This window comes from Sphingomonas sp. BL-S-28 (assembly GCF_055521515.1).
This window is the reverse complement of record NZ_CM145484.1, coordinates 3034050-3051748: the sequence shown is the minus strand read 5'-3', so window position 1 is coordinate 3051748 and position 17699 is coordinate 3034050. Positions and strand designations below refer to the sequence as shown.

Annotated in this window: 17 protein-coding genes; 8 read left to right on the top strand and 9 right to left on the bottom strand. The window is 61.9% G+C overall.

Annotated elements, in window-relative coordinates:
- Positions 1–177: 177 nt before the first annotated feature.
- Entirely contained in the window at positions 178–828 is a 651-nt protein-coding gene (locus tag ACZ1JC_RS23020) for a GlcG/HbpS family heme-binding protein (RefSeq protein ID WP_465137952.1), read from the top strand.
- Between the two features lie 684 nt (positions 829–1512).
- On the opposite strand, the gene ACZ1JC_RS23015 is transcribed toward ACZ1JC_RS23020, so the two are convergent.
- The 8 genes from ACZ1JC_RS23015 to ACZ1JC_RS22980 all read right to left on the bottom strand — a co-directional run bounded on the left by ACZ1JC_RS23015 (position 1513) and on the right by ACZ1JC_RS22980 (position 11894).
- Positions 1513–4002: a heavy metal translocating P-type ATPase gene (locus tag ACZ1JC_RS23015; protein WP_465137953.1), complete on the bottom strand. Its 2490-nt coding sequence runs from the start codon at positions 4000–4002 to the stop codon at positions 1513–1515.
- 57 nt (positions 4003–4059) lie between these two features.
- On the bottom strand, positions 4060–4581 hold the full coding sequence (locus ACZ1JC_RS23010; protein ID WP_465137954.1) for a hypothetical protein: 522 nt from the start codon (positions 4579–4581) through the stop codon (positions 4060–4062).
- 203 nt (positions 4582–4784) lie between these two features.
- The gene (locus ACZ1JC_RS23005; RefSeq protein WP_465137955.1) at positions 4785–8018 is read right to left on the bottom strand and encodes an efflux RND transporter permease subunit; all 3234 of its coding nucleotides are present in this window, start codon (positions 8016–8018) and stop codon (positions 4785–4787) included.
- A 4-nt stretch (positions 8019–8022) separates the two neighbouring features.
- Positions 8023–9177: an efflux RND transporter periplasmic adaptor subunit gene (locus ACZ1JC_RS23000; RefSeq protein ID WP_465137956.1), complete on the bottom strand. Its 1155-nt coding sequence runs from the start codon at positions 9175–9177 to the stop codon at positions 8023–8025.
- 5 nt (positions 9178–9182) lie between these two features.
- Positions 9183–10448: a TolC family protein gene (locus tag ACZ1JC_RS22995; RefSeq protein ID WP_465137957.1), complete on the bottom strand. Its 1266-nt coding sequence runs from the start codon at positions 10446–10448 to the stop codon at positions 9183–9185.
- 75 nt (positions 10449–10523) lie between these two features.
- Complete coding sequence (locus tag ACZ1JC_RS22990) at positions 10524–10856, bottom strand: hypothetical protein (RefSeq protein WP_465137958.1); 333 nt, start codon at positions 10854–10856, stop codon at positions 10524–10526.
- 464 nt (positions 10857–11320) lie between these two features.
- Positions 11321–11671 (bottom strand): DUF3147 family protein, encoded by a 351-nt coding sequence (locus ACZ1JC_RS22985; protein WP_465137959.1) that lies wholly within the window; start codon positions 11669–11671, stop codon positions 11321–11323.
- Between the two features lie 34 nt (positions 11672–11705).
- A complete protein-coding gene (locus ACZ1JC_RS22980) occupies positions 11706–11894 on the bottom strand; it encodes a DUF1289 domain-containing protein (RefSeq protein WP_465137960.1) in 189 nt (62 codons plus the stop codon).
- Between the two features lie 105 nt (positions 11895–11999).
- Between ACZ1JC_RS22980 and ACZ1JC_RS22975 the strand changes: the two genes are divergently transcribed.
- The gene (locus tag ACZ1JC_RS22975) at positions 12000–12275 is read left to right on the top strand and encodes a metal/formaldehyde-sensitive transcriptional repressor (protein WP_465137961.1); all 276 of its coding nucleotides are present in this window, start codon (positions 12000–12002) and stop codon (positions 12273–12275) included.
- A gap of 438 nt (positions 12276–12713) precedes the next feature.
- Here ACZ1JC_RS22975 and ACZ1JC_RS22970 read toward each other — a convergent pair whose 3' ends face one another.
- The gene (locus ACZ1JC_RS22970; RefSeq protein WP_465137962.1) at positions 12714–13430 is read right to left on the bottom strand and encodes a DUF899 family protein; all 717 of its coding nucleotides are present in this window, start codon (positions 13428–13430) and stop codon (positions 12714–12716) included.
- A 202-nt stretch (positions 13431–13632) separates the two neighbouring features.
- On the opposite strand from ACZ1JC_RS22970, the gene ACZ1JC_RS22965 reads away from it, so the two are divergent.
- From ACZ1JC_RS22965 to arsH, 6 genes are all read left to right on the top strand, one after another.
- Positions 13633–14055, top strand: coding sequence for a VOC family protein (locus tag ACZ1JC_RS22965; protein ID WP_465137963.1), 423 nt, complete (start codon positions 13633–13635; stop codon positions 14053–14055).
- Positions 14056–14413: 358 nt separating this feature from the next.
- Complete coding sequence (locus ACZ1JC_RS22960) at positions 14414–14743, top strand: ArsR/SmtB family transcription factor (RefSeq protein WP_465137964.1); 330 nt, start codon at positions 14414–14416, stop codon at positions 14741–14743.
- A 10-nt stretch (positions 14744–14753) separates the two neighbouring features.
- Positions 14754–15167 (top strand): arsenate reductase (glutaredoxin), encoded by a 414-nt coding sequence (gene arsC / locus ACZ1JC_RS22955; protein ID WP_465137965.1) that lies wholly within the window; start codon positions 14754–14756, stop codon positions 15165–15167.
- Entirely contained in the window at positions 15164–15700 is a 537-nt protein-coding gene (locus ACZ1JC_RS22950) for an N-acetyltransferase family protein (RefSeq protein WP_465137966.1), read from the top strand. The genes arsC and ACZ1JC_RS22950 overlap by 4 nt, the downstream gene beginning before the upstream one ends.
- Before the next feature lie 5 nt (positions 15701–15705).
- Positions 15706–16734 carry an ACR3 family arsenite efflux transporter gene (gene arsB / locus ACZ1JC_RS22945; RefSeq protein ID WP_465137967.1) on the top strand — a complete coding sequence of 343 codons (1029 nt, stop codon included), beginning with the start codon at positions 15706–15708 and terminating at the stop codon, positions 16732–16734.
- On the top strand, positions 16731–17477 hold the full coding sequence (gene arsH, locus ACZ1JC_RS22940) for an arsenical resistance protein ArsH (protein WP_465137968.1): 747 nt from the start codon (positions 16731–16733) through the stop codon (positions 17475–17477). Before arsB ends, arsH begins: the two co-directional genes overlap by 4 nt.
- Positions 17478–17699 lie beyond the last annotated feature (222 nt).

Below are 17699 nucleotides of genomic sequence, written 5' to 3'. Positions count from 1 at the left end.
GAACTCCCCGCCGGCCCGCATCTCCCGGACCGGCGGGGCTTCTTTTTCCGACATTGAACATCCGTCTTTTCGCAGCAGCGTCGAGTGGCGGTATCTGATCCCGTTCACACTCGATTGCACGTCCGATCATACTCCGTCGTGGCACAAGCGTGTTGGGCGGGGTTTCTGGAGAGTTCCATGCCTTCTTTATTCAACGCTCGCACCCTCTGTCCGTTGGCTGGTGTGCTATCGGGCGTCGCCCTTCTGCTGGCCTCGAACGGAGCGGAAGGGCAGGATGTTCATGTTCAGCGCAACACCACGCCGCCAAGCCCCCAATCGATGGCTGGCGATTATTTTGACATTCCACAAAGCGCGCAGCTCAAGGTGCCGCTGGGCCCGCCTCCCGGGCCAAACAAGCAAGCGGATCATCGGCCAACAGAACCCGAACACGGTATCGGCCTGAAGCTCGCTGCAATCGCTGCGCAAGTTGCCGAACAATCGTGCGCACGTGATGGTTATGCGGTGACAGTCGCTGTCGCCGACGCCGCAGGAAATCTCAAGGTGGCTCTTGCGGCCGACGGGACGCGCGACAACGGAATTTACATGGCCATGCACAAGACCGCGACCGTCGTCGGGTTCAAAATGTCCACTCTCGAACTTCGGGGCAGGATCGAGAAGGATCCATCCCTGATCGCGCGTGTAACGCCCGACATGTCACTCCTCCCGGGAGGAGTGCCAATTTTTAAGGAAGGCCGGTTCCTCGGCGCAATCGCAACCAGCGGTGCTAGCGCCTACGAAGAAGAAAAATGCGCCCGCGACGGTATCGCCGCGATCCTGTCCAAAATGTGAGACCATCGTGCTTCCATTGCCCTCCGCTCGGGGGGCACCATCGGATCGGTCATCTTGTTTCCGTCCGACGGGTTCGAGCGTCGCAACCCAAACCTATGCGAAAATCACGGTGACCACCTCAACGCTCAGCACACGACCTCCCAAGGATTGGCGCTATTTCAGGGTTTGAGAATGCCTGATTCCTGCGGTTCTTTGCGAAGTTGGTCGGGGAGACAGATCTGGCCGACTCATATCATGCTATTGAATCTGCAGTACATTTTTCGAGCCCCTGCGAATCGGCCAACAAATCCGGCCAACATCCATTGGGCTGCAATGGGTCCTGTTGGGACGAGATTTCCAAAAAGTCGACAATCTGGCTCATTTAAGCGGTGGGTCGAGGCGCCTGTGGATAAGTTGTCGTGTCGTTGGTACGAGTAAGCAGTTCGCAATTTGTCGATTCGCTCATTGGAATGGCTGGGTCTGGCCGTAAGGAGACTGGCCGGTTTGAGACAGGCTGGGTGAATATCCGCCATGCAAGCGCGCGACATTCTCGTCCCTAAGAACAATGCGGCTTATAGTATTCTCGTAGGGACGTGGGCGACTGAGCAGAAATCGACCTGTTCGTATCGACGCCGAGCGAGACTCGGGCGCGATGGAGGTAGCGGATCACTACTCCCCGCCATCGCGCTGATGTATTGCCTGGGCTCAAGCTTTCCGCGTCGAAGGATCGCGATACGCCAAGAGGCGTAAGGCATTGATCACGACCAGAAGCGTAGACCCTTCGTGCATCGCCACCGCCGGTCCTATGCCAAGACCAAGGATCGTGGCGGGAACCAGGAAGGCGACGACCCCCAGGCTGACGAACACGTTCTGACGGATCACCCAACGCGTGCTGCGGCTCAGGCCCACGGCAAAGGGCAGGTTTGACAGGTCGTCAGCCATGAGCGCGACATCCGCCGTTTCGAGTGCGACGTCGGAGCCAGCGGCTCCCATCGCGATCCCGACAGTCGCGGTCGCCATGGCTGGAGCATCGTTGACGCCGTCGCCGACCATCGCGACCTTTCGTTCGGCGCGCAGCTTCTTGATGGCCTCAACTTTGTCTTCGGGCATCAGGTCGCCCCAGGCTTCGTCGATCCCGACTTCCTTGGCGACGGCCTCGGCTACCCGCTGATGGTCGCCGGAAATCATGATCATCCGCTTGATGCCGATCTCGCGTAGCCGCTCGAGTGCTGCGGGGGCGGACTCGCGCGGCGTATCGAGCAGCCCAATAGCGCCGAGGTCCTTGTCACCGCGTCGAACCACCATGCTGGTCTGGCCGGCGTCCCTCAGTCTCGCGATGGCATCAGCCATCTCGCTGGAAAGAGAGGGCACACCATCCGTGCCGAACATCTCGGCCTTACCGATGAGGATCGTATCCTCACCGACAACAGCGGAGACACCGCGACCCGTAAGGCTTTTGAGATCGCGAGCCTCCGGAATGGGCTGGCCGCCGGCAAGCTCGCGTCCGTCGCGAGCTATTGCCTGTGCCAAGGGGTGATCGCTGAGGCTTTCGACGGCGACCGCCAAAACCATCAGCTCTTCCTGCGCCACGCCTGCCGCAGTGATAACCTGCTGGATCCGGGGCTCGCCCTTGGTGAGCGTGCCGGTCTTGTCGAAGGCGATTGCGTCGAGTGATCCGAGGAGTTCGAGGGGGCCGCCGCCCTTTACGAGCACGCCGCCCCTGGCAGCGCGCGCGACACCGGAGAGAACCGCACTGGGGGTAGCGATGGCGAGAGCGCAGGGACTGGCGGCTACAAGCACAGCCATCGCGCGGTAGAAGCTGTCACGGAAAGGTTCGTCGACGACCACCCACGCGAATAGGAGCAGGAAGGCCAACGCCAGTACCGCCGGAACAAAGACACGCTCGAAACGATCCGTGAAGCGCTGCGTCGGTGACTTTTGGGTCTCCGCCTCGCTGACCATTTTAACGACTTTGGCCAGGGTGCTTTCCCCAGAGAGGCGCGTAACTTCGACCTCGATCATCCCGCTGCCATTGATCGAGCCGGCATAGACCCGGCTCGCCCCGTCCACTCGATCAGGATTGGCCCGCGCGGCGGCCCGATCGGCAACCGGCTGCTTGTCGACCGGAATACTTTCGCCAGTTACCGGTGCCTGGTTGATGCTGCTGTTACCGACGACGATGAAGCCGTCGGCAGGGATGCGTGCGTCCGGCCTCACCACGATGACGTCGCCGATAACGAGCTCTTCGACAGGGCGTTCATCCGTTCCCCCATCAGGTCGCTTCACAAAAGCAGTCGGCGGGGCGAGTTCCGCCAAAGCCTCAATTGCGCGCTTCGCCCGTCCCATTGCGTAGTGTTCGAGTGCATGGCCAAGGCTGAACAGGAACAGCAGCAATGCGCCCTCAGCCCAGGCGCCCAGCGCAGCGGCGCCGCCAGCTGCGACCAACATGAGCGTGTCGATCTCGAAGCGCTTGAGCTTCAGGTTATCGATGGCCTCGCGCACAGTGTAGAACCCGCCGAGGACATAGGCAGCGAGATAGAATCCAAACGATACGCCGACATTTCCGGTCAGCTTCTCGATTGCGAAGCCAATCGCCAAAGCAGCGCCGCAACCCAATGCGAAGAACAGTTCGGTGTTGGGACCGAGCAACCCGCCATGGCTGTGGTCATGATTTTCGCCGGGGGCGTGCTTGTGCCCTTTTTCATCGTGCGTGTGCCCGGAGCCTTTTGCAGTGGCCCCGGCCGGAACGCTTACAACGGTCACGCCGGCACTGTGCAGCGCCTTGATAACGTCGCTTTCCAGGATTTTGGTAAGGTCGAACTCCACGCGAACGCTGCCTGCAGGGGAGGTCTCGGCCTCAATGATGCCCGGCAGCGTGAGGAGCTGATCCGTCACAGTGCGTGCGCGACGCTGGTGGTTGATACCGTTTACGGTCCAAACACGATGGGCAAACCGGGCAGCAATCTCGGCCCCAGCGGCAATAGCCAGCTCGCGGATGCGGCTGAGCGAAATGATGCTCGGTTCATAGTGGATGCAAAGCACCGCCTGAGTGGAAGGGTCTTCCTTCGTTACATGGACGTCCTCGACGCCCGCGCGTCCTTTGAGCGATCCGATCAGTCGAGTGACACAGGCGTCATCGGCGTCGTAGACTTCCGGTAGCAACACCGGGATATCGAGGCGGAGCTTTTCGATCATTGCTTTAGTCCTTCAGGAAATCAGCGGTGCGCATTGGTGATGAATGGCTTGTGTGCTTCATGGTGGCCCCAGCTTGTTGCCGGCCTCGCTCTTGATGCGCTTGCACATGATGGGCTGCTGGCCTGAGCGGGAGATCGTGAGCTTTTCGCCGCGGGACAGTGCAACCGTAATTTCCGGGCCGACGAAGGCTGCGCCCGTATCTGCCGCTTTCAACCGCTCGAAACGGCCATGCGCATCGTGAGTGAGATCGAGCGTGAGCCCATCGGCAAGGAAATCGACGTCGATTTTCGAGCCATCGGAGCAGGTGTAGTTCTGCTCGCCTATCAGCCCGGGTACCTTGCTGCGATCATGCCGTTCCTCGGCATAACGGTCTGGAGACCCGCTGGAACAGTTCGACAGCACGGGCATGATTGCCAGCGCTGCCACCACTTGCCACTTCGATGGGAGGGCCGGGCCGCGCTGCTTACTTCGGGCCAAATGGCAATTGGTCCGCCGCCGAAGGGGTGCGCCTTCGGCGGCGGTGATCGTTCTCGCACGGTGTGCGACCCGTTGCGCGAGGCGACCATAGGCCATGATCAATCGAAGAGCTCGCGGAGGAAGCCTTTACAGCGGCCGTGGTGCCCGCCCGAGCGGCGTTCGGCGTGCCTGCCTTGTGGCATCGAAGGATAGCTCCCTTCGTTGGCACGCGGGGCCATGTCGCCAATGCTGAGTATCTCTTTCATCCGTAAACCCTTTCCGGGAAGGTAGGGAGGTCGCCCGGCGACCTCCTTCCCTTTCGTTCATCAGCATGCGGGTAGAGGCTCATGGCCCTGCAGTTCGGTGAAGGTCTCGTCGTCCTCTTCGACCATGTCCTTGCGGCCGTACCGGGCGTAGAGCGTTGGCAGGACGAACAAGGTCAGCAGCGTCGCCGAGATCAAACCGCCGATCACAACCGTTGCGACCGGCTTCTGGACTTCGGCGCCGGCGCCTGTCCCAAGCGCCATCGGCACGAAACCAAGGCTGGCAACCAGGGCGGTCATGACGACCGGGCGCAAGCGCTGCAGAGCGCCCAGCCTGGCCGCTTCCTCACGCCGCATCCCGGATCGCATGAGCTCCTGGATTGAGGAGACCATGACGAGGCCGTTGAGCACGGCGATGCCTGACAAAGCGATGAATCCCACGGCGGCCGAGACCGAGAAGTCCATGCCGCGCAGGAACAGCGCCATCACGCCGCCAACTAGCGCCAGCGGAACACCGGTGAACACGATCGCTGCATCCCGCACCGATCCGAGCGCGCCGTAAAGGAGCAGAAGGATCAGCACGAAGCACGCCGGGATAACGAGCTGCAGGCGTTCGCGGGCCGAAGCGAGGTTCTCGAACTGCCCGCCCCATTCGAGGTAGCTGCCGGATGGCAGACGCACATCCTTGGCGATGGCAGCCTGGGCATCCTCCACCACGCTGCCGACGTCGCGGCCACGCACGTTGGCTTGGACGACGACACGGCGCTTGCCGTTCTCGCGGCTGATCTGGTTCGGGCCGTCGACGACGCGGATATCCGCGACGCTGGCAAGTGGCACGAACTGTCCGCCCGGGGTGGGCACCTGCAACTGCTGCAGGGTCGACATGTCAGCGCGCTGGGCATCGGACAGGCGGATGACCACCGGGAAGCGGCGATCGCCCTCGAAGATCATGCCGGCCTGTTTGCCGCCCACGGTGGCATTGACGATATCCTGCACGTCCTGCGCGGAGACGCCGAGGCGGGCCATGGCGTCGCGATTGACCCTGATGTCGAGCATCGGCAGGCCGGTGGTCTGCTCGACCTTCACGTCGGCAGCGCCTTTCGTGGGGCGCAGCACGTCGGCGATCTTCTCGGCAGTGGCGTTCATGGCATCGAAGTCGTCGCCATAGACTTTCACCGCGATGTCACCACGCACACCGGCGATGAGCTCGTTGAAGCGCATCTGGATGGGCTGGGTGATTTCGTAGACGTTGCCCGGGAACTTCGCGAGGTTCTTCTCGATGCGCGCAACGAGATCGTCCTTCGAAAGCTTGGGGTCCGGCCATTCGGATCGGTCCTTCAGGATCACGAACATGTCCGTGGCGTTAGGCGGCATCGGATCCGATGCCAGCTCGGCCGTGCCGGTCTTCGAGAAGACGAACTTCACTTCCGGCTGCTTCGACATCATCTGTTCGATCGGCACCTGCATCGCCTGGCTCTGCTGGACCGAAGTTGCCGGGATACGCAGCGCCTGGATCAGCAGATCGCCCTCATCGAGCTGGGGCAGGAACACTTGTCCCAGCGACATGAAGGCGAAGACTGCGGCTACAAATCCACCGATGCCGACGCCCACGGTAAGGGCCGGCCGCTTCATCGCGCGGTCGAGGCCGGGCTCGTAGCGAGCCTTGAGCCAGGTCATGATCCGGCCTTCCTTCTCCTCGATCCGCTTCGAGAGCCAGAGGGCGATCATGGCGGGGACAAAGGTGAGCGAAAGAACGAAAGCACAGGCCAGCGCGATGATGACGGTCAGCGCCATCGGTACGAAAGTCTTGCCCTCGACGCCGGTCAGCGTGAGCAAGGGGATGTAGACCAGGATGATGATGGCCTGGCCGTAGACCGAGGGCTTGATCATCTCGCGAGCGGCCTGGGCCACGGTATCGAGACGTTCCTTGACGGTGAGGAGCCGTCCTTCGTGATGTTGGTGCTCGGCCATGCGTCTCAGCGCATTCTCGACGATGATGACCGCGCCGTCGACGATAAGCCCGAAATCGAGCGCGCCGAGGCTCATGAGGTTGGCGGATACGCCGGCCTTCAACATGCCGAAGCCGGTCAGCATCATGGTGATGGGAATGACGAGTGCTGCGATCAGCGCGGCGCGGAAGTTGCCGAGGAGCGCGAACAGCACGATGATGACGAGCAGCGCGCCTTCGCCAAGGTTCTTGCCGACCGTCTTGATCGTCGAATTGACGAGGGCGGTGCGGTTGAGAACGGGCTGCACCACGACATCCGGCGGCAGCGAGGCGTTGATGCTCTGGAGGCGATTTGCCACGGCGGTTGCCACCGTCCGGCTGTTCTCGCCGATCCGCATGATGGCGGTGCCGACGACCACTTCGGTACCGTTCTCGGACGCCGAGCCCATGCGGATAGCCTGCCCGGTGCGGACTTGCGCGACCTGACCGAGCGTGACCGGCACGCCTTCACGCGTGGCGACGACGATCTGGCTCAGTTCGCCCGCATTGCGCACGAGCGCGTCGGCACGGACGGCGAGGCCCTCACCATTGCGCTCCACGAAGCCGCCCCCCACGCTGACATTGTTGCGCTCAAGCGCGTTGCCGAGTTCGGTGAGGGTGATACCCATCGAGGCAAGCCGCTGCACGTCGGGAACGACGAGGAACTGCTTGGCATAGCCGCCGATGGAATCGACGCCTGCCAGCCCAGGCGTGTTTTTCAGCAGCGGCGCCACGATCCAGTCCTGCGCGGTGCGCAAGTAGGTCGCCTTCTCGGTATCGTTGGTCAGCCGCTCACCCTCGGGCGTGATGTAGCTGCCGTCGGGCTGCATGCCCGGTTCCCCGGGCTGGTGCTTGTCGTCCTTGCGATGGTCGAGGCGGACGGTCCACATGTAGACTTCGCCGAGACCCGTGGCGATCGGACCCATTTCCGGGTTCACGCCATCGGGAAGGTTTTCCTTCACCCCGGTCAGGCGTTCGCCGACCTGCTGGCGGGCAAAGTAGATATCGGTCGTATCCGAAAAGACGGCCGTGACTTGCGCAAAGCCGTTACGGCTGAGCGAGCGGGAGTATTCGAGTCCGGGAATGCCCGCGAGCGCGGTCTCGATGGGGAACGCGACTTGCTTTTCGACCAGTTCGGGCGAGAGCGCGGGGGCGCGGACGTTGATCTGGACCTGGTTGTTGGTGATGTCGGGAACCGCGTCGATCGGCAGCCGCGAGAGAGCGACCGCGCCGATTACGGCGGCGATGGAGACCAGAAGGAGCACAAGCCAACGCTTGTGGACCGCCCAGTTGACGACAGGGGCGATCATTGGCTCAGTCCTCCTCGCCCGCTTCACCCTTGCCGAGTTCGGCCTTGAGCGTGAAGCTGTTGGTCGTGGCGATCTGCTCGCTTCCGGAAAGTCCGGAGCGCACGATCACACTGTCACCGGCACGATCCCCCAGCGTCACCGGCGTAGCCTTGAAGCCGTACGCGGTACGCACGAACACAGCCGGCTTGCCGTCCACCGTCTGGATGGCGGTCGACGGCACGCGGACGGCGCTGTCTTCACCGTTTCCGGTCAGGGTGACCGAGGCGGTTACCGGTTCGCCGACACGCCATTGGCCGGAGGCGTTATCGAGCGTTGCGATGACCGGAACCTGGCGAGTTGCCGCATCGAGCGCAGGCGAGACGAACGAGACCTTGGCCGTCGCCTCGCGGCCGGCGGCCTTTACCGTCACGATCGCGCCGGGGCGAACGCGGCCCGCATCCTGCGGCAACAGGTTGAGCGAGAGGGAGACACTGGAGAGGTTCGCCACCCGGAACAGTTCGGCATCCGCCGCAACCGTCTGCCCCAGCGTGACGCTGCGAGAAATCACCTGTCCGGAGATCGGTGCAGTGATGCCGATCCGATTGAGCGCACCGCCTCCGGCACCGGCAGCGGCGACTTGCTGCTGGGCCAGACGAAGAGCAATGCGCGCCTCGGTCGCGGCGGTCCGAGCTGCGATCAAATCTTGCTCGGGCGACACGCGCTGGGAAAACAGCCGTTGTTCGCGGGCGAGGTTGGAATTTGCGAGCGAGAGGCGCGCCCGTGCCGCTTCGATCTCGGCATTGAGCGAGGCCGCCTCGCGGCTTTCGATCACGGCCAGCGTCTGGCCGGAACCGACCGACTGACCAAGGTTGCGGGTGAGCGAAACGACCCGGCCGCCGATAGCGGCGGAAACGACCTGTGTTCCGTTGGGATCGCCCTCGATCATTGCGGGCAGTTCGACGGTCCCTGCGCCGCCGACAATGGGGCGACCAATCTTCACGCCGGCCGAGGCAATTTGCTCGGCGCTCAGTGTGATCTTGCTCTTTTCTGCGGGGTTTGTTTCAGCAGCTGCTTCTTTTGACGCAGCGTCGCCGGCTTCCTCAGACTTGCCGCCACAGGCAGCGAGAACGAGGGCGAGCGGCAGCGCAAGGCTGGCGTAAGCGATTTTTCGCGAATTCATGATTGTCAGGTCCCCTGTTGTGGCGCGGGCGCGGTCAGGCGCTCCAGCTGCGCGCGAGCATTCTGGTAAGCGGCGAGAGCATCGATCGCGGCGAGACGGGTCTCGGCTAGCGTGCGTTCGCTATCGAGCAGGTCGAGCTGACCGAACTTGCCTTCGCGGTAACCGATACGGGCTATCCGCGCGGCTTCCTGAGCGGCGGCAAGCGCCGGGCCCGTCGCAGCGCGCGCCGTTACGGCCGCGTTTTCCGCCTCGGCTTGCGCGCTGGTGATGGCTTGCTCGATGTCGAGCGCGGTCATCCGGGTTTGCGCCTCGGCACGAGTGCGCTCCGCGCTTGCCTGCGCGACCGCTGCCTTGCCCGAGTTGAACAGTGGAATCGGCATCGAAATGCTGAAAACCAGCGCTGTGTCATTGGTCTGCGACAGCCTACGCAGACCCGGCCCGACATTGATATCGGGAACCCGCTGCGACCGAGCCAACTTGACCTGTGCATCGGCGACCGCAAGGTCGGCCTGGGCTGCCGCCATGGCCAGAGTACCGGCGGCTGATGTGTCCAGGTCCGGTCCCATCGCATTGCTCGGCAATTGATCGAGCCACTGCGGGTCTACGGAGCCAGAAACCGATGCGCCGATCCGCCTCGCGAGATTGGCCTGTGCCGCACTCGCCAGGCGCGCTGCACGTTCGACGCCCGCCTCGGCATTGATACGGGCAACGTCTGCGCGCTGCTCTTCGATGGGTGAGGCGCGGCCGGCCTGGACGCGGATCCGCGCGGCCCTGGCGACGTCACCGGCGATCCGGGACTGGTCGCGGGCGGTGAGAAGCCGGCGCTGCGCTGCGGCAGCTTCGATGTAGAGCTGGGTCACTTGCAGGCGAATGTCTGCCTGCGTGATGGCCGAAACCAGCACCGCCCGATCCGTCTGTGCGTCGGCGACGGCAATGCGCGCCGACCGCTTACCGCCCAGTTCGATGGGCACGGCAAAGTTGACGGTCGTTTCCGCGCTGTTGAAACCGCGATATTGGCCGGAACCGGCGACGTTTTCGATCTGGGTCTGAACGGAGGGATTGGGGCGCAGACCGGCTACAGTCCGGGCGGCTTGCGCGGCTTCAATCCCGGCGTGTGCGGCGTCGGCAGCGGGCGCCGATCCGCCGGCTGCCGCCACGGCCTGATCCAGTGTTAGGACCGACGTGGATGAGGCAGCCGTGGTCGTTTCCTGCGCTTGCGCCACGGCGACGCAAGACGTGGCAGCCAGCAAGGCTGCGAATAAGCGATACATGTGTGATTATCCTGAGCAAAGGGCACGGATAGCCGCCTGCCTCGAAGAGACATGGAATGGCCGTCTATGGCTTTGTCAGGCGATTGGGGGGCGCAGATTGGGGCCGACGGCCCAGCGGTCTACCGAGGGTGCATCGAGCAGACGGTTCGGCAGCTTGGCCGGACGCGCAACCAACAGATCATTGGCCAGCTGGGGAACAGCGGCAAAGCTTGTGTGGCAGCTCGCGTGATGGTGGGGGACGCCCTTGTCGGCGTCGCCCTCCGACTCGTCGGAATCGCCCTCGCTGTGCACGAACCCTGAGCAATCGACGACCGCTGTGGTCGGGAATTCCTGCGCATGGACAGCCGTCGTCGTCAGCATGCACGCCGTCAGAAGCCAGAGGAGGAGGATGTGCCCGAGTGCGCGCATGGATTGCGCCCATAAAGCAAAACTCACAACGAGTCATGTGCGTAATTGAAATAATAATCAAAAGGCGGACAAGATGTGAAGATATAAAGTTACATTGTGGTTGAAAAACTGCCTGCCGCGGCATTGCAATTATAATTATTTTACATAATCATGAATTACATATGGGTTATAAATCAATTACGAAGGCAATAATGTCTTATCTTTTATAAAATAACGATAGCTATTGACTGTTGGAATGAACCGCGACCTGCGCAGACCCGTCTTGCACGGGTTCACTCGAGGTAGAATGCTTATGACAAGCGGATACCGAGTGCTTCGCGCTACCGTCGTGACTGCCCAATATTCCAAATCTAAGGCGTAATGCACGAGCCACGTTGCTCAACCTGCTCGAAAACGGTCGGCTTCCATTCAACTGGCTTGATAATGAGAGCACTCAAGCCATGCCCATTTTGACCGCAAAGCAATCAAAGCTGAAGCCCGAGGCGCGGAGCCGCCCAAGTCATCACCAGATAGAGGGCAATAGTTAGGACGCAGCCTGCCATAAGCGCGATCCAAAACGAGATTCCCTGGCGGAGCAGCACCGGGATTAGTAGAAACATCGGCAGTGACGGGATGACGTACCAGAAGGTTGCACCAGCGTGAGCTGCCATCAATTCGGGATCCGGCTTATCGCGCCACAGCCAGATCATCCCCAGCACTGACACCAATGGAAGGGAGGCGATCAGCGCGCCGAGGCCTGGAAAACGTTTCGCCACCTCTGACGCGGCCGCTATCAGAATTCCCGAGATGAGGGCCTTGATGGCGAGATGAAGCATCGGCTTGCTCGATCCTTAGCTTAATATCTGGTGATTATCGCTCGGCCCTTTCGCCACGCGCTCTGAGCTTGTTCAACCGCTGCGGTAGCTCTGTGGCGACACGCCGAATGTCGCCAGGGCGCAGATTTCGCCACCGCCGCACTTCTTCGCGAGTGCGACCGCAGCCCCGGCACCATCCAGTCGTGCCGTCAAAACCACAAAGATCGATGCAAGGAGAGCGCATGGAATTCAAAATCCGCTGTTGGATACCCTACCCCCCTATGTTATATGTGTCGCAAGCACCAGTGCAAAGTTGATTGCGCGGGCTGGCCACATGTCGCGAGGTTCTATGGCGCACATCGACAAAAGCAGGGACGCGCTGCGCGCGCGCGTAAAGCGGATCGCAGGTCAGATTGGTGGACTGGAGCGCAAGCTAGACAGCGAGGTTGACTGCTCGGACGTGTTGCATCTGGTCGCAGCAGTCCGAGGTGCAGTGAATGGGTTGCTTGATGAAATCATAGTCGAGCACCTCGAAGCCCACGTTGTTAACGCTGGTCTTTCGGAGGATGAACGTCGCAAGGGCGCTGATGATCTGATCACCGTGATCCGACGGTATAGCAAGTGAGCGCTTTTTGGCAGGCGGGCGCGGGAGATTGCCATCTGAAATAACTCGCACTCGCTTGCCGGGACATTTTAGACGGTTGGGCCACCGACTCATTTTGCCATTTGCCGCCATCCGCGCGAGTGCTGCCCTGATAATGCCGACTAGCAGCTTTTAGGGTCGCCAAAAGTGGCCGCTGTATGTCTGAAATGGGCGCGGGAGCAGTCTCTGCGTGGTCGCCACTTCCTTGCCGCTCAAACTCTCATTTTGCTGTTCTTGCTGCGATTGTTCTACTCTTCCCTTCAGGCAGACCAAGACGAGGCGTCCGCTGCCAGGCGAATTTGCAGACGCCTTCGGCCCTTGGCAGCTTACGGCGAAGTGATTTGCTCGTTGAGGGCCGTCGGCGCCAGATACCTCGGTGCCCTATGTCACGAACGATCGGTGATCATGGCAAAAACGGGATCAGTCTCGATCGTAGGAGAGCTTCGGATACCAATCCGCCCCCCGACCTTCAGGCGTGAGATCGAGTAGGTTCCAGAGCGACGCTATGTCAGGCGCAGTCCGTGGGTCCTGCCCTGGATCGGCTGCCTCCGCCGGCATCTCAGCTGAATAGAAGACACGCACCGCGTCACCATCGCGCTGGTATATGACCAAGGCGGGATACTCGTCGCCCTCGGGCGTAAGTGCACCCATATCGAGTGCATAATCGTCTCCAACCGTCTGGATGAAATCTAGGTTCCGCCACCCGCGCTCGTCGGCGAAGGCTTGTTGGCGTGCGACCGGACTGCGACCCAGGATCGTGAGCGCGGCTCGCTGCTTCACATCAATGGCGTTACCATCGACGCTCCCCAGCCAGTTCGTGCACATCGGGCAGGGGCGATCACGCTGCGGTCCGAACATCCAGAAGTAGGTGATCAACGTATCGTGGTCGCCGAACAGGTCGATCAGTCCGAGATCGGCCCCCGCCGCGTCGCGAAAGCGATAGTCCTTTTCGATTAGCGGGCCGGGCGGCAGCGCTCGACGATGCTCGGCCAGGCGGGTCATCCGGCGTCGAAAATCGATCTCCTCTGCCAGTAGCCTCTCGCGGGCCTCAGAATATTCTGCACTTTCATTGGGAAACGCCGCCTTGCGATGCTTGGCGAGCTCTCCGGCCGGTTTCAAGTTGGCCTCTTCCACCATCACTCTCCTCGAATAGCGTGCCGGAATCGTTGGGCATCGGCGCGTTCCGTTCCGATGTTCCCATAATCACCACGATGTAGCCAAGTTCCTTCCAAGTCTGTCAGGCGTGCGCTAACAGCGTCGATCTAGGTCTGGCCCTGAAACCGGCCGACACCTACGGTGTTTTGTTCAGGCCATTTGGAGATCGATTGAAGAGGCGAGCGTGCAGCAGCAGGTATCCGTCATTACCTTGGGCGTTCGCGACCTTGAGCGGTCGAAGCGCTTCTATATCGGCGGCTTCGGATGGAAGCCGGTCTTCGAGAACGAGGAGATCGCCTTCTACCAGATGAATGGGTTCGTGCTTGGGACTTGGCTCCAAACCAAGCTGGAGGAGGATATGACCTGCAGCGGACTACAGCGGCCCGGCGCGTTCGCCCTCGCCCATAACGTGTCGGCCAAAGAAGATGTGAAGTCGGTCATCGCGCGACTGGCCGGGGCGGGCGGCAAGATATTGCGCGAACCGGACTCGCCGGAGCACGGTGGATTTCGGGGTTACGTCTCGGATCCAGACGACAACGCATGGGAGATTGCCTGGAACCCGGCCTGGGAGATAGACGAGCGGGGCCTCGTAACTTTCAGATCCTGAACACCGCCCATGAAAGGGCGCTCACCTGTCGGCAATCTCCCAGTGCTCTGGCGGTGGCGCCGGCCCGGCGTTCACCATGGTCAAGAAGCGGGCGTTGAGGTGCATCCTTGCGGAGCGCTCAATGGCAGGAGAATGGCGGGTTCTGGTCATTTTAGGCATCCAGAACGGGAAAGCGGACGGGCCGCTCCTCGGAGCAAAAATCGGCGCCTGAACGGCAAAGATGGAGGCGCTCGCTGACCAATTTGGCGGAGTTGAATCTGGGGCCGCAAGGCGACGCTGAGCGTGGTCAAATCACATGTAATCGGGAATATCCGATAGGTTATTGACGGGGACTGATCCCATCGGATAAAAGCGATGCATGGACACCGGCGATGCACTCTCGATTCTCTCCGCTCTCGGCCATCCGACACGGCTCGATGCGTTCCGCCTGCTGATCCGGCACGAGCCTGAAGGTCTGTCGACCGGCGAACTGGTCGAGGCATCGGGGCTGACCCAGAGCACGTTTTCGACGCATCTCGCCGTGATGGCGAAGGCCGGACTGGTGCTTTCCGAGAAGCGTGGCCGCCAACAGATCCAGCGCGCTAACATCGACGCGCTGCGCGGATTGATGGTCTATCTGGCCAAGGATTGCTGCCAGGGGCGCGCCGAACTGTGCGATCCGCTTCTGGCCGAACTTACCTGCTGCTGAAGAGGCAACAATGACCGATATCGTGATCTACCATAACCCGCTTTGCGGGACCTCTCGTAATGCCCTGGCCATGATCCGCAATGCGGGCATAGAGCCTCATGTCGTCGAGTATCTGAAGACGCCGCCAAGTCGCGCGCTGCTGATCGAACTCATCGCGCGGGCCGGCATCACCCCACGCGCTCTGCTGCGCGCGAAGGGTACGCCTTATGCCGAACTGGGCCTCGGCGACCAGACCTTGACGGACGAGGCCCTGATCGACGCGATGATGGAGCATCCCATCCTCATCAACCGGCCGCTTGTGGTGTCGCCGCTGGGCGTGAAGCTCTGCCGCCCTTCCGAAGAAGTGCTGGACCTCCTGCCCACCGAGCAGCGCGGCACTTTCGTCAAGGAAGACGGCGAAGTCGTGGAAGCGACCCGGCAATGACCCTTTCGGTTCGCAGCGCAACCGTCGACGACGCACAGGCCATTGCCGCCATCTATGCGCATCACGTTCTTCACGGCACGGCGACCTACGAAGTGGTACCGCCGACCGAGGACGAGACCGTCGAGAAGATCTTGATGGTGACCGGCCGAGGCTGGCCGTTCCTCGTCGCCTGCGATGGCGATCAAGTGGTCGGCTATGCCTACGCCACGCAGTTCCGGGATCGCCCCGCCTATGCCTATGCCTGCGAGAACAGCATCTACGTTGCGCACGACCGGCGCGGTGGCGGCATCGGCAAATTGCTGCTCAAGGCCCTGCTGGAAGCCTGCGAGGCTCACGGGTTCCGCCGCATGGTCGCGGTCATCGGCGGGGCGGAACCTGCCTCGGTAGCGCTCCACGGTTCCTGCGGTTTTGAGCACGCTGGACACTTGACCGGCATGGGCTGGAAGGCCGGCCGCTGGCTCGACACGGTTTACATGCAGATCGCCTTGGGCAGCGGTATTTCGACCGCGCCTATCGCTCCTGGGAAGGGCTGACGACCATGTCGCTGTTCGAGCGCTATCTCTCGCTATGGGTGGCCCTGTGCATCGTAGTCGGGATCGGTCTCGGCCATTTGCTCCCGGGCGCCTTCGAGGCGATCGCAGCACTGGAGATCGCCAACGTCAACCTCGTGGTGGCGGGCCTGATCTGGCTGATGATCATTCCAATGCTGCTGCGGGTCGATTTCGGCGCGCTCCATAGCCTTCGACAGCACTGGCGCGGCATCGGCGTCACCCTTGTGGCGAACTGGGCGATCAAGCCATTCTCGATGGCGCTGCTCGGCACGTTCTTTCTCGGCTATCTGTTCGCGCCGATGCTGCCTGATGGCGCATCGTCGTCCTACATTGCCGGGCTGATCCTTCTGGCTGCAGCGCCTTGCACCGCGATGGTCTTCGTCTGGTCCAACCTCGTCGAGGGCGAGCCGAACTACACCTTGAGCCAAGTGGCGCTGAACGACCTGATCATGGTCTTTGCCTTCGCGCCGCTGGTAGGTCTGCTGCTGGGTGTGGCATCGATCACCGTGCCGTGGAACACGCTGGCGCTGTCGGTGGGCCTCTACATCGTCGTCCCGGTGCTCATCTCGCAACTGCTCCGCCGCGCGCTCCTTCGCAGCGGTGAGAAGCGGCTCCAGCATTTCCTGTCCACCATCGGCCCAGTCAGCCTTGCCAGCCTGCTGCTCACGCTGGTGCTGCTGTTCGGCTTTCAGGGCGAGCAGATCATCCGGCAACCGCTGGTGATCGCGCTGATTGCCGTGCCGATCCTGTTTCAGGTCTATCTCAATGCCGGCATCGCCTACTGGCTCAGCCGCCGTTTCGGCGTGGCATGGTGCGTCGCCGGTCCTTCGGCTCTGATCGGCGCCTCCAACTTCTTCGAACTGGCTGTGGCCGCTGCCATCAGCCTCTTTGGCCTCAGTTCCGGCGCCGCGCTGGCAACGGTCGTAGGCGTGCTGGTCGAAGTGCCGGTGATGCTGTCGATCGTCACCTTGGTGAAGCGGACTCGCCCCTGGTACGAGAAAGGTATTTCCGCATGAGACTGCGCGAACTCGCCGTCCCCGATCATCTTCCTGCTTTGGACAAGGCTTTCGCGCTGGCTCGTCCCGCCGCTGGCCTTGGCCCGGACCAACCGCCTCCGCGCATCCTGCTGCTTTACGGCTCGCTGCGGGAACGCTCGTTCTCGCGCCTCGCCGTGGAAGAGGCGGCGCGCCTGCTGCAATTCTTCGGCGCCGAGACGCGCATTTTCGATCCTGGGGATCTGCCGCTTCCCGATCAGGTGGCGGGGGACGATCACCCGGCTGTTCATGAATTGCGCGAGCACGCGCTGTGGTCGGAAGGCATGGTCTGGTGCAGTCCGGAGCGCCACGGCCAGATCAGCGGCATCATGAAGACGCAGATTGATCATCTGCCGCTCCAGATGCGCGGGATGCGACCGACGCAAGGGCGAACGCTTGCAGTCATGCAGGTGTCCGGCGGATCGCAATCGTTCAACGCCGTCAATTCGCTGCGCCTGCTGGGCCGGTGGATGCGGATGTTCACGATCCCCAATCAGTCCTCGGTTGCGATGGCCTACAAGGAGTTCGACGAGGATGGGCGAATGCGGGCGTCGAGCTATTACGAGCGCATCGTCGATGTGATGGAGGAGCTGGTCCGCTTCACCGTACTGATGCGGCCGCACGCGGCGCAACTTGTCGACCGTTACTCCGAACGGAAGGAGGCAGGCATCACCGTCGATGCCGCTGCGGACCATTCTGCGATCGCGATTGCGCCTCAGACCTGATTAGCGACCGGTGTGCAATGGTCGCAAATGCGCTCAACCGATGGCAATGAATGTCCGATGTTGGGGTAAGGCTGCCTGCGTATGAATGACCGGGTTGGGGCGGTTGCTGCCTTCGATTTCCTCGAATTTGTAAAGGTCAACGACGGCCGCGCTGAGGGGCGAAAAAGCCTGTCGCAGTTGGTGTGATCGCGTCGCACCGTCCAGCCCCCGTCTTCCTTAACG

What these genes read in the sequence shown, in the direction of transcription:
- ACZ1JC_RS22990 (WP_465137958.1), bottom strand. Translation starts at nt 10,856, where the DNA reads ATGCGCGCACTCGGGCACATCCTCCTCCTCTGGCTTCTGACGGCGTGC.
- ACZ1JC_RS22995 (WP_465137957.1), bottom strand. Translation starts at nt 10,448, where the DNA reads ATGTATCGCTTATTCGCAGCCTTGCTGGCTGCCACGTCTTGCGTCGCC.
- ACZ1JC_RS23005 (WP_465137955.1), bottom strand. Translation starts at nt 8,018, where the DNA reads ATGATCGCCCCTGTCGTCAACTGGGCGGTCCACAAGCGTTGGCTTGTG.
- ACZ1JC_RS23020 (WP_465137952.1), top strand. Translation starts at nt 178, where the DNA reads ATGCCTTCTTTATTCAACGCTCGCACCCTCTGTCCGTTGGCTGGTGTG.
- ACZ1JC_RS22980 (WP_465137960.1), bottom strand. Translation starts at nt 11,894, where the DNA reads ATGCGCTCTCCTTGCATCGATCTTTGTGGTTTTGACGGCACGACTGGA.
- ACZ1JC_RS23000 (WP_465137956.1), bottom strand. Translation starts at nt 9,177, where the DNA reads ATGAATTCGCGAAAAATCGCTTACGCCAGCCTTGCGCTGCCGCTCGCC.
- ACZ1JC_RS22970 (WP_465137962.1), bottom strand. Translation starts at nt 13,430, where the DNA reads ATGGTGGAAGAGGCCAACTTGAAACCGGCCGGAGAGCTCGCCAAGCAT.
- arsB (WP_465137967.1), top strand. Translation starts at nt 15,706, where the DNA reads ATGTCGCTGTTCGAGCGCTATCTCTCGCTATGGGTGGCCCTGTGCATC.
- ACZ1JC_RS22960 (WP_465137964.1), top strand. Translation starts at nt 14,414, where the DNA reads ATGGACACCGGCGATGCACTCTCGATTCTCTCCGCTCTCGGCCATCCG.
- arsC (WP_465137965.1), top strand. Translation starts at nt 14,754, where the DNA reads ATGACCGATATCGTGATCTACCATAACCCGCTTTGCGGGACCTCTCGT.
- ACZ1JC_RS23015 (WP_465137953.1), bottom strand. Translation starts at nt 4,002, where the DNA reads ATGATCGAAAAGCTCCGCCTCGATATCCCGGTGTTGCTACCGGAAGTC.
- ACZ1JC_RS22975 (WP_465137961.1), top strand. Translation starts at nt 12,000, where the DNA reads ATGGCGCACATCGACAAAAGCAGGGACGCGCTGCGCGCGCGCGTAAAG.
- ACZ1JC_RS22985 (WP_465137959.1), bottom strand. Translation starts at nt 11,671, where the DNA reads ATGCTTCATCTCGCCATCAAGGCCCTCATCTCGGGAATTCTGATAGCG.
- arsH (WP_465137968.1), top strand. Translation starts at nt 16,731, where the DNA reads ATGAGACTGCGCGAACTCGCCGTCCCCGATCATCTTCCTGCTTTGGAC.
- ACZ1JC_RS22950 (WP_465137966.1), top strand. Translation starts at nt 15,164, where the DNA reads ATGACCCTTTCGGTTCGCAGCGCAACCGTCGACGACGCACAGGCCATT.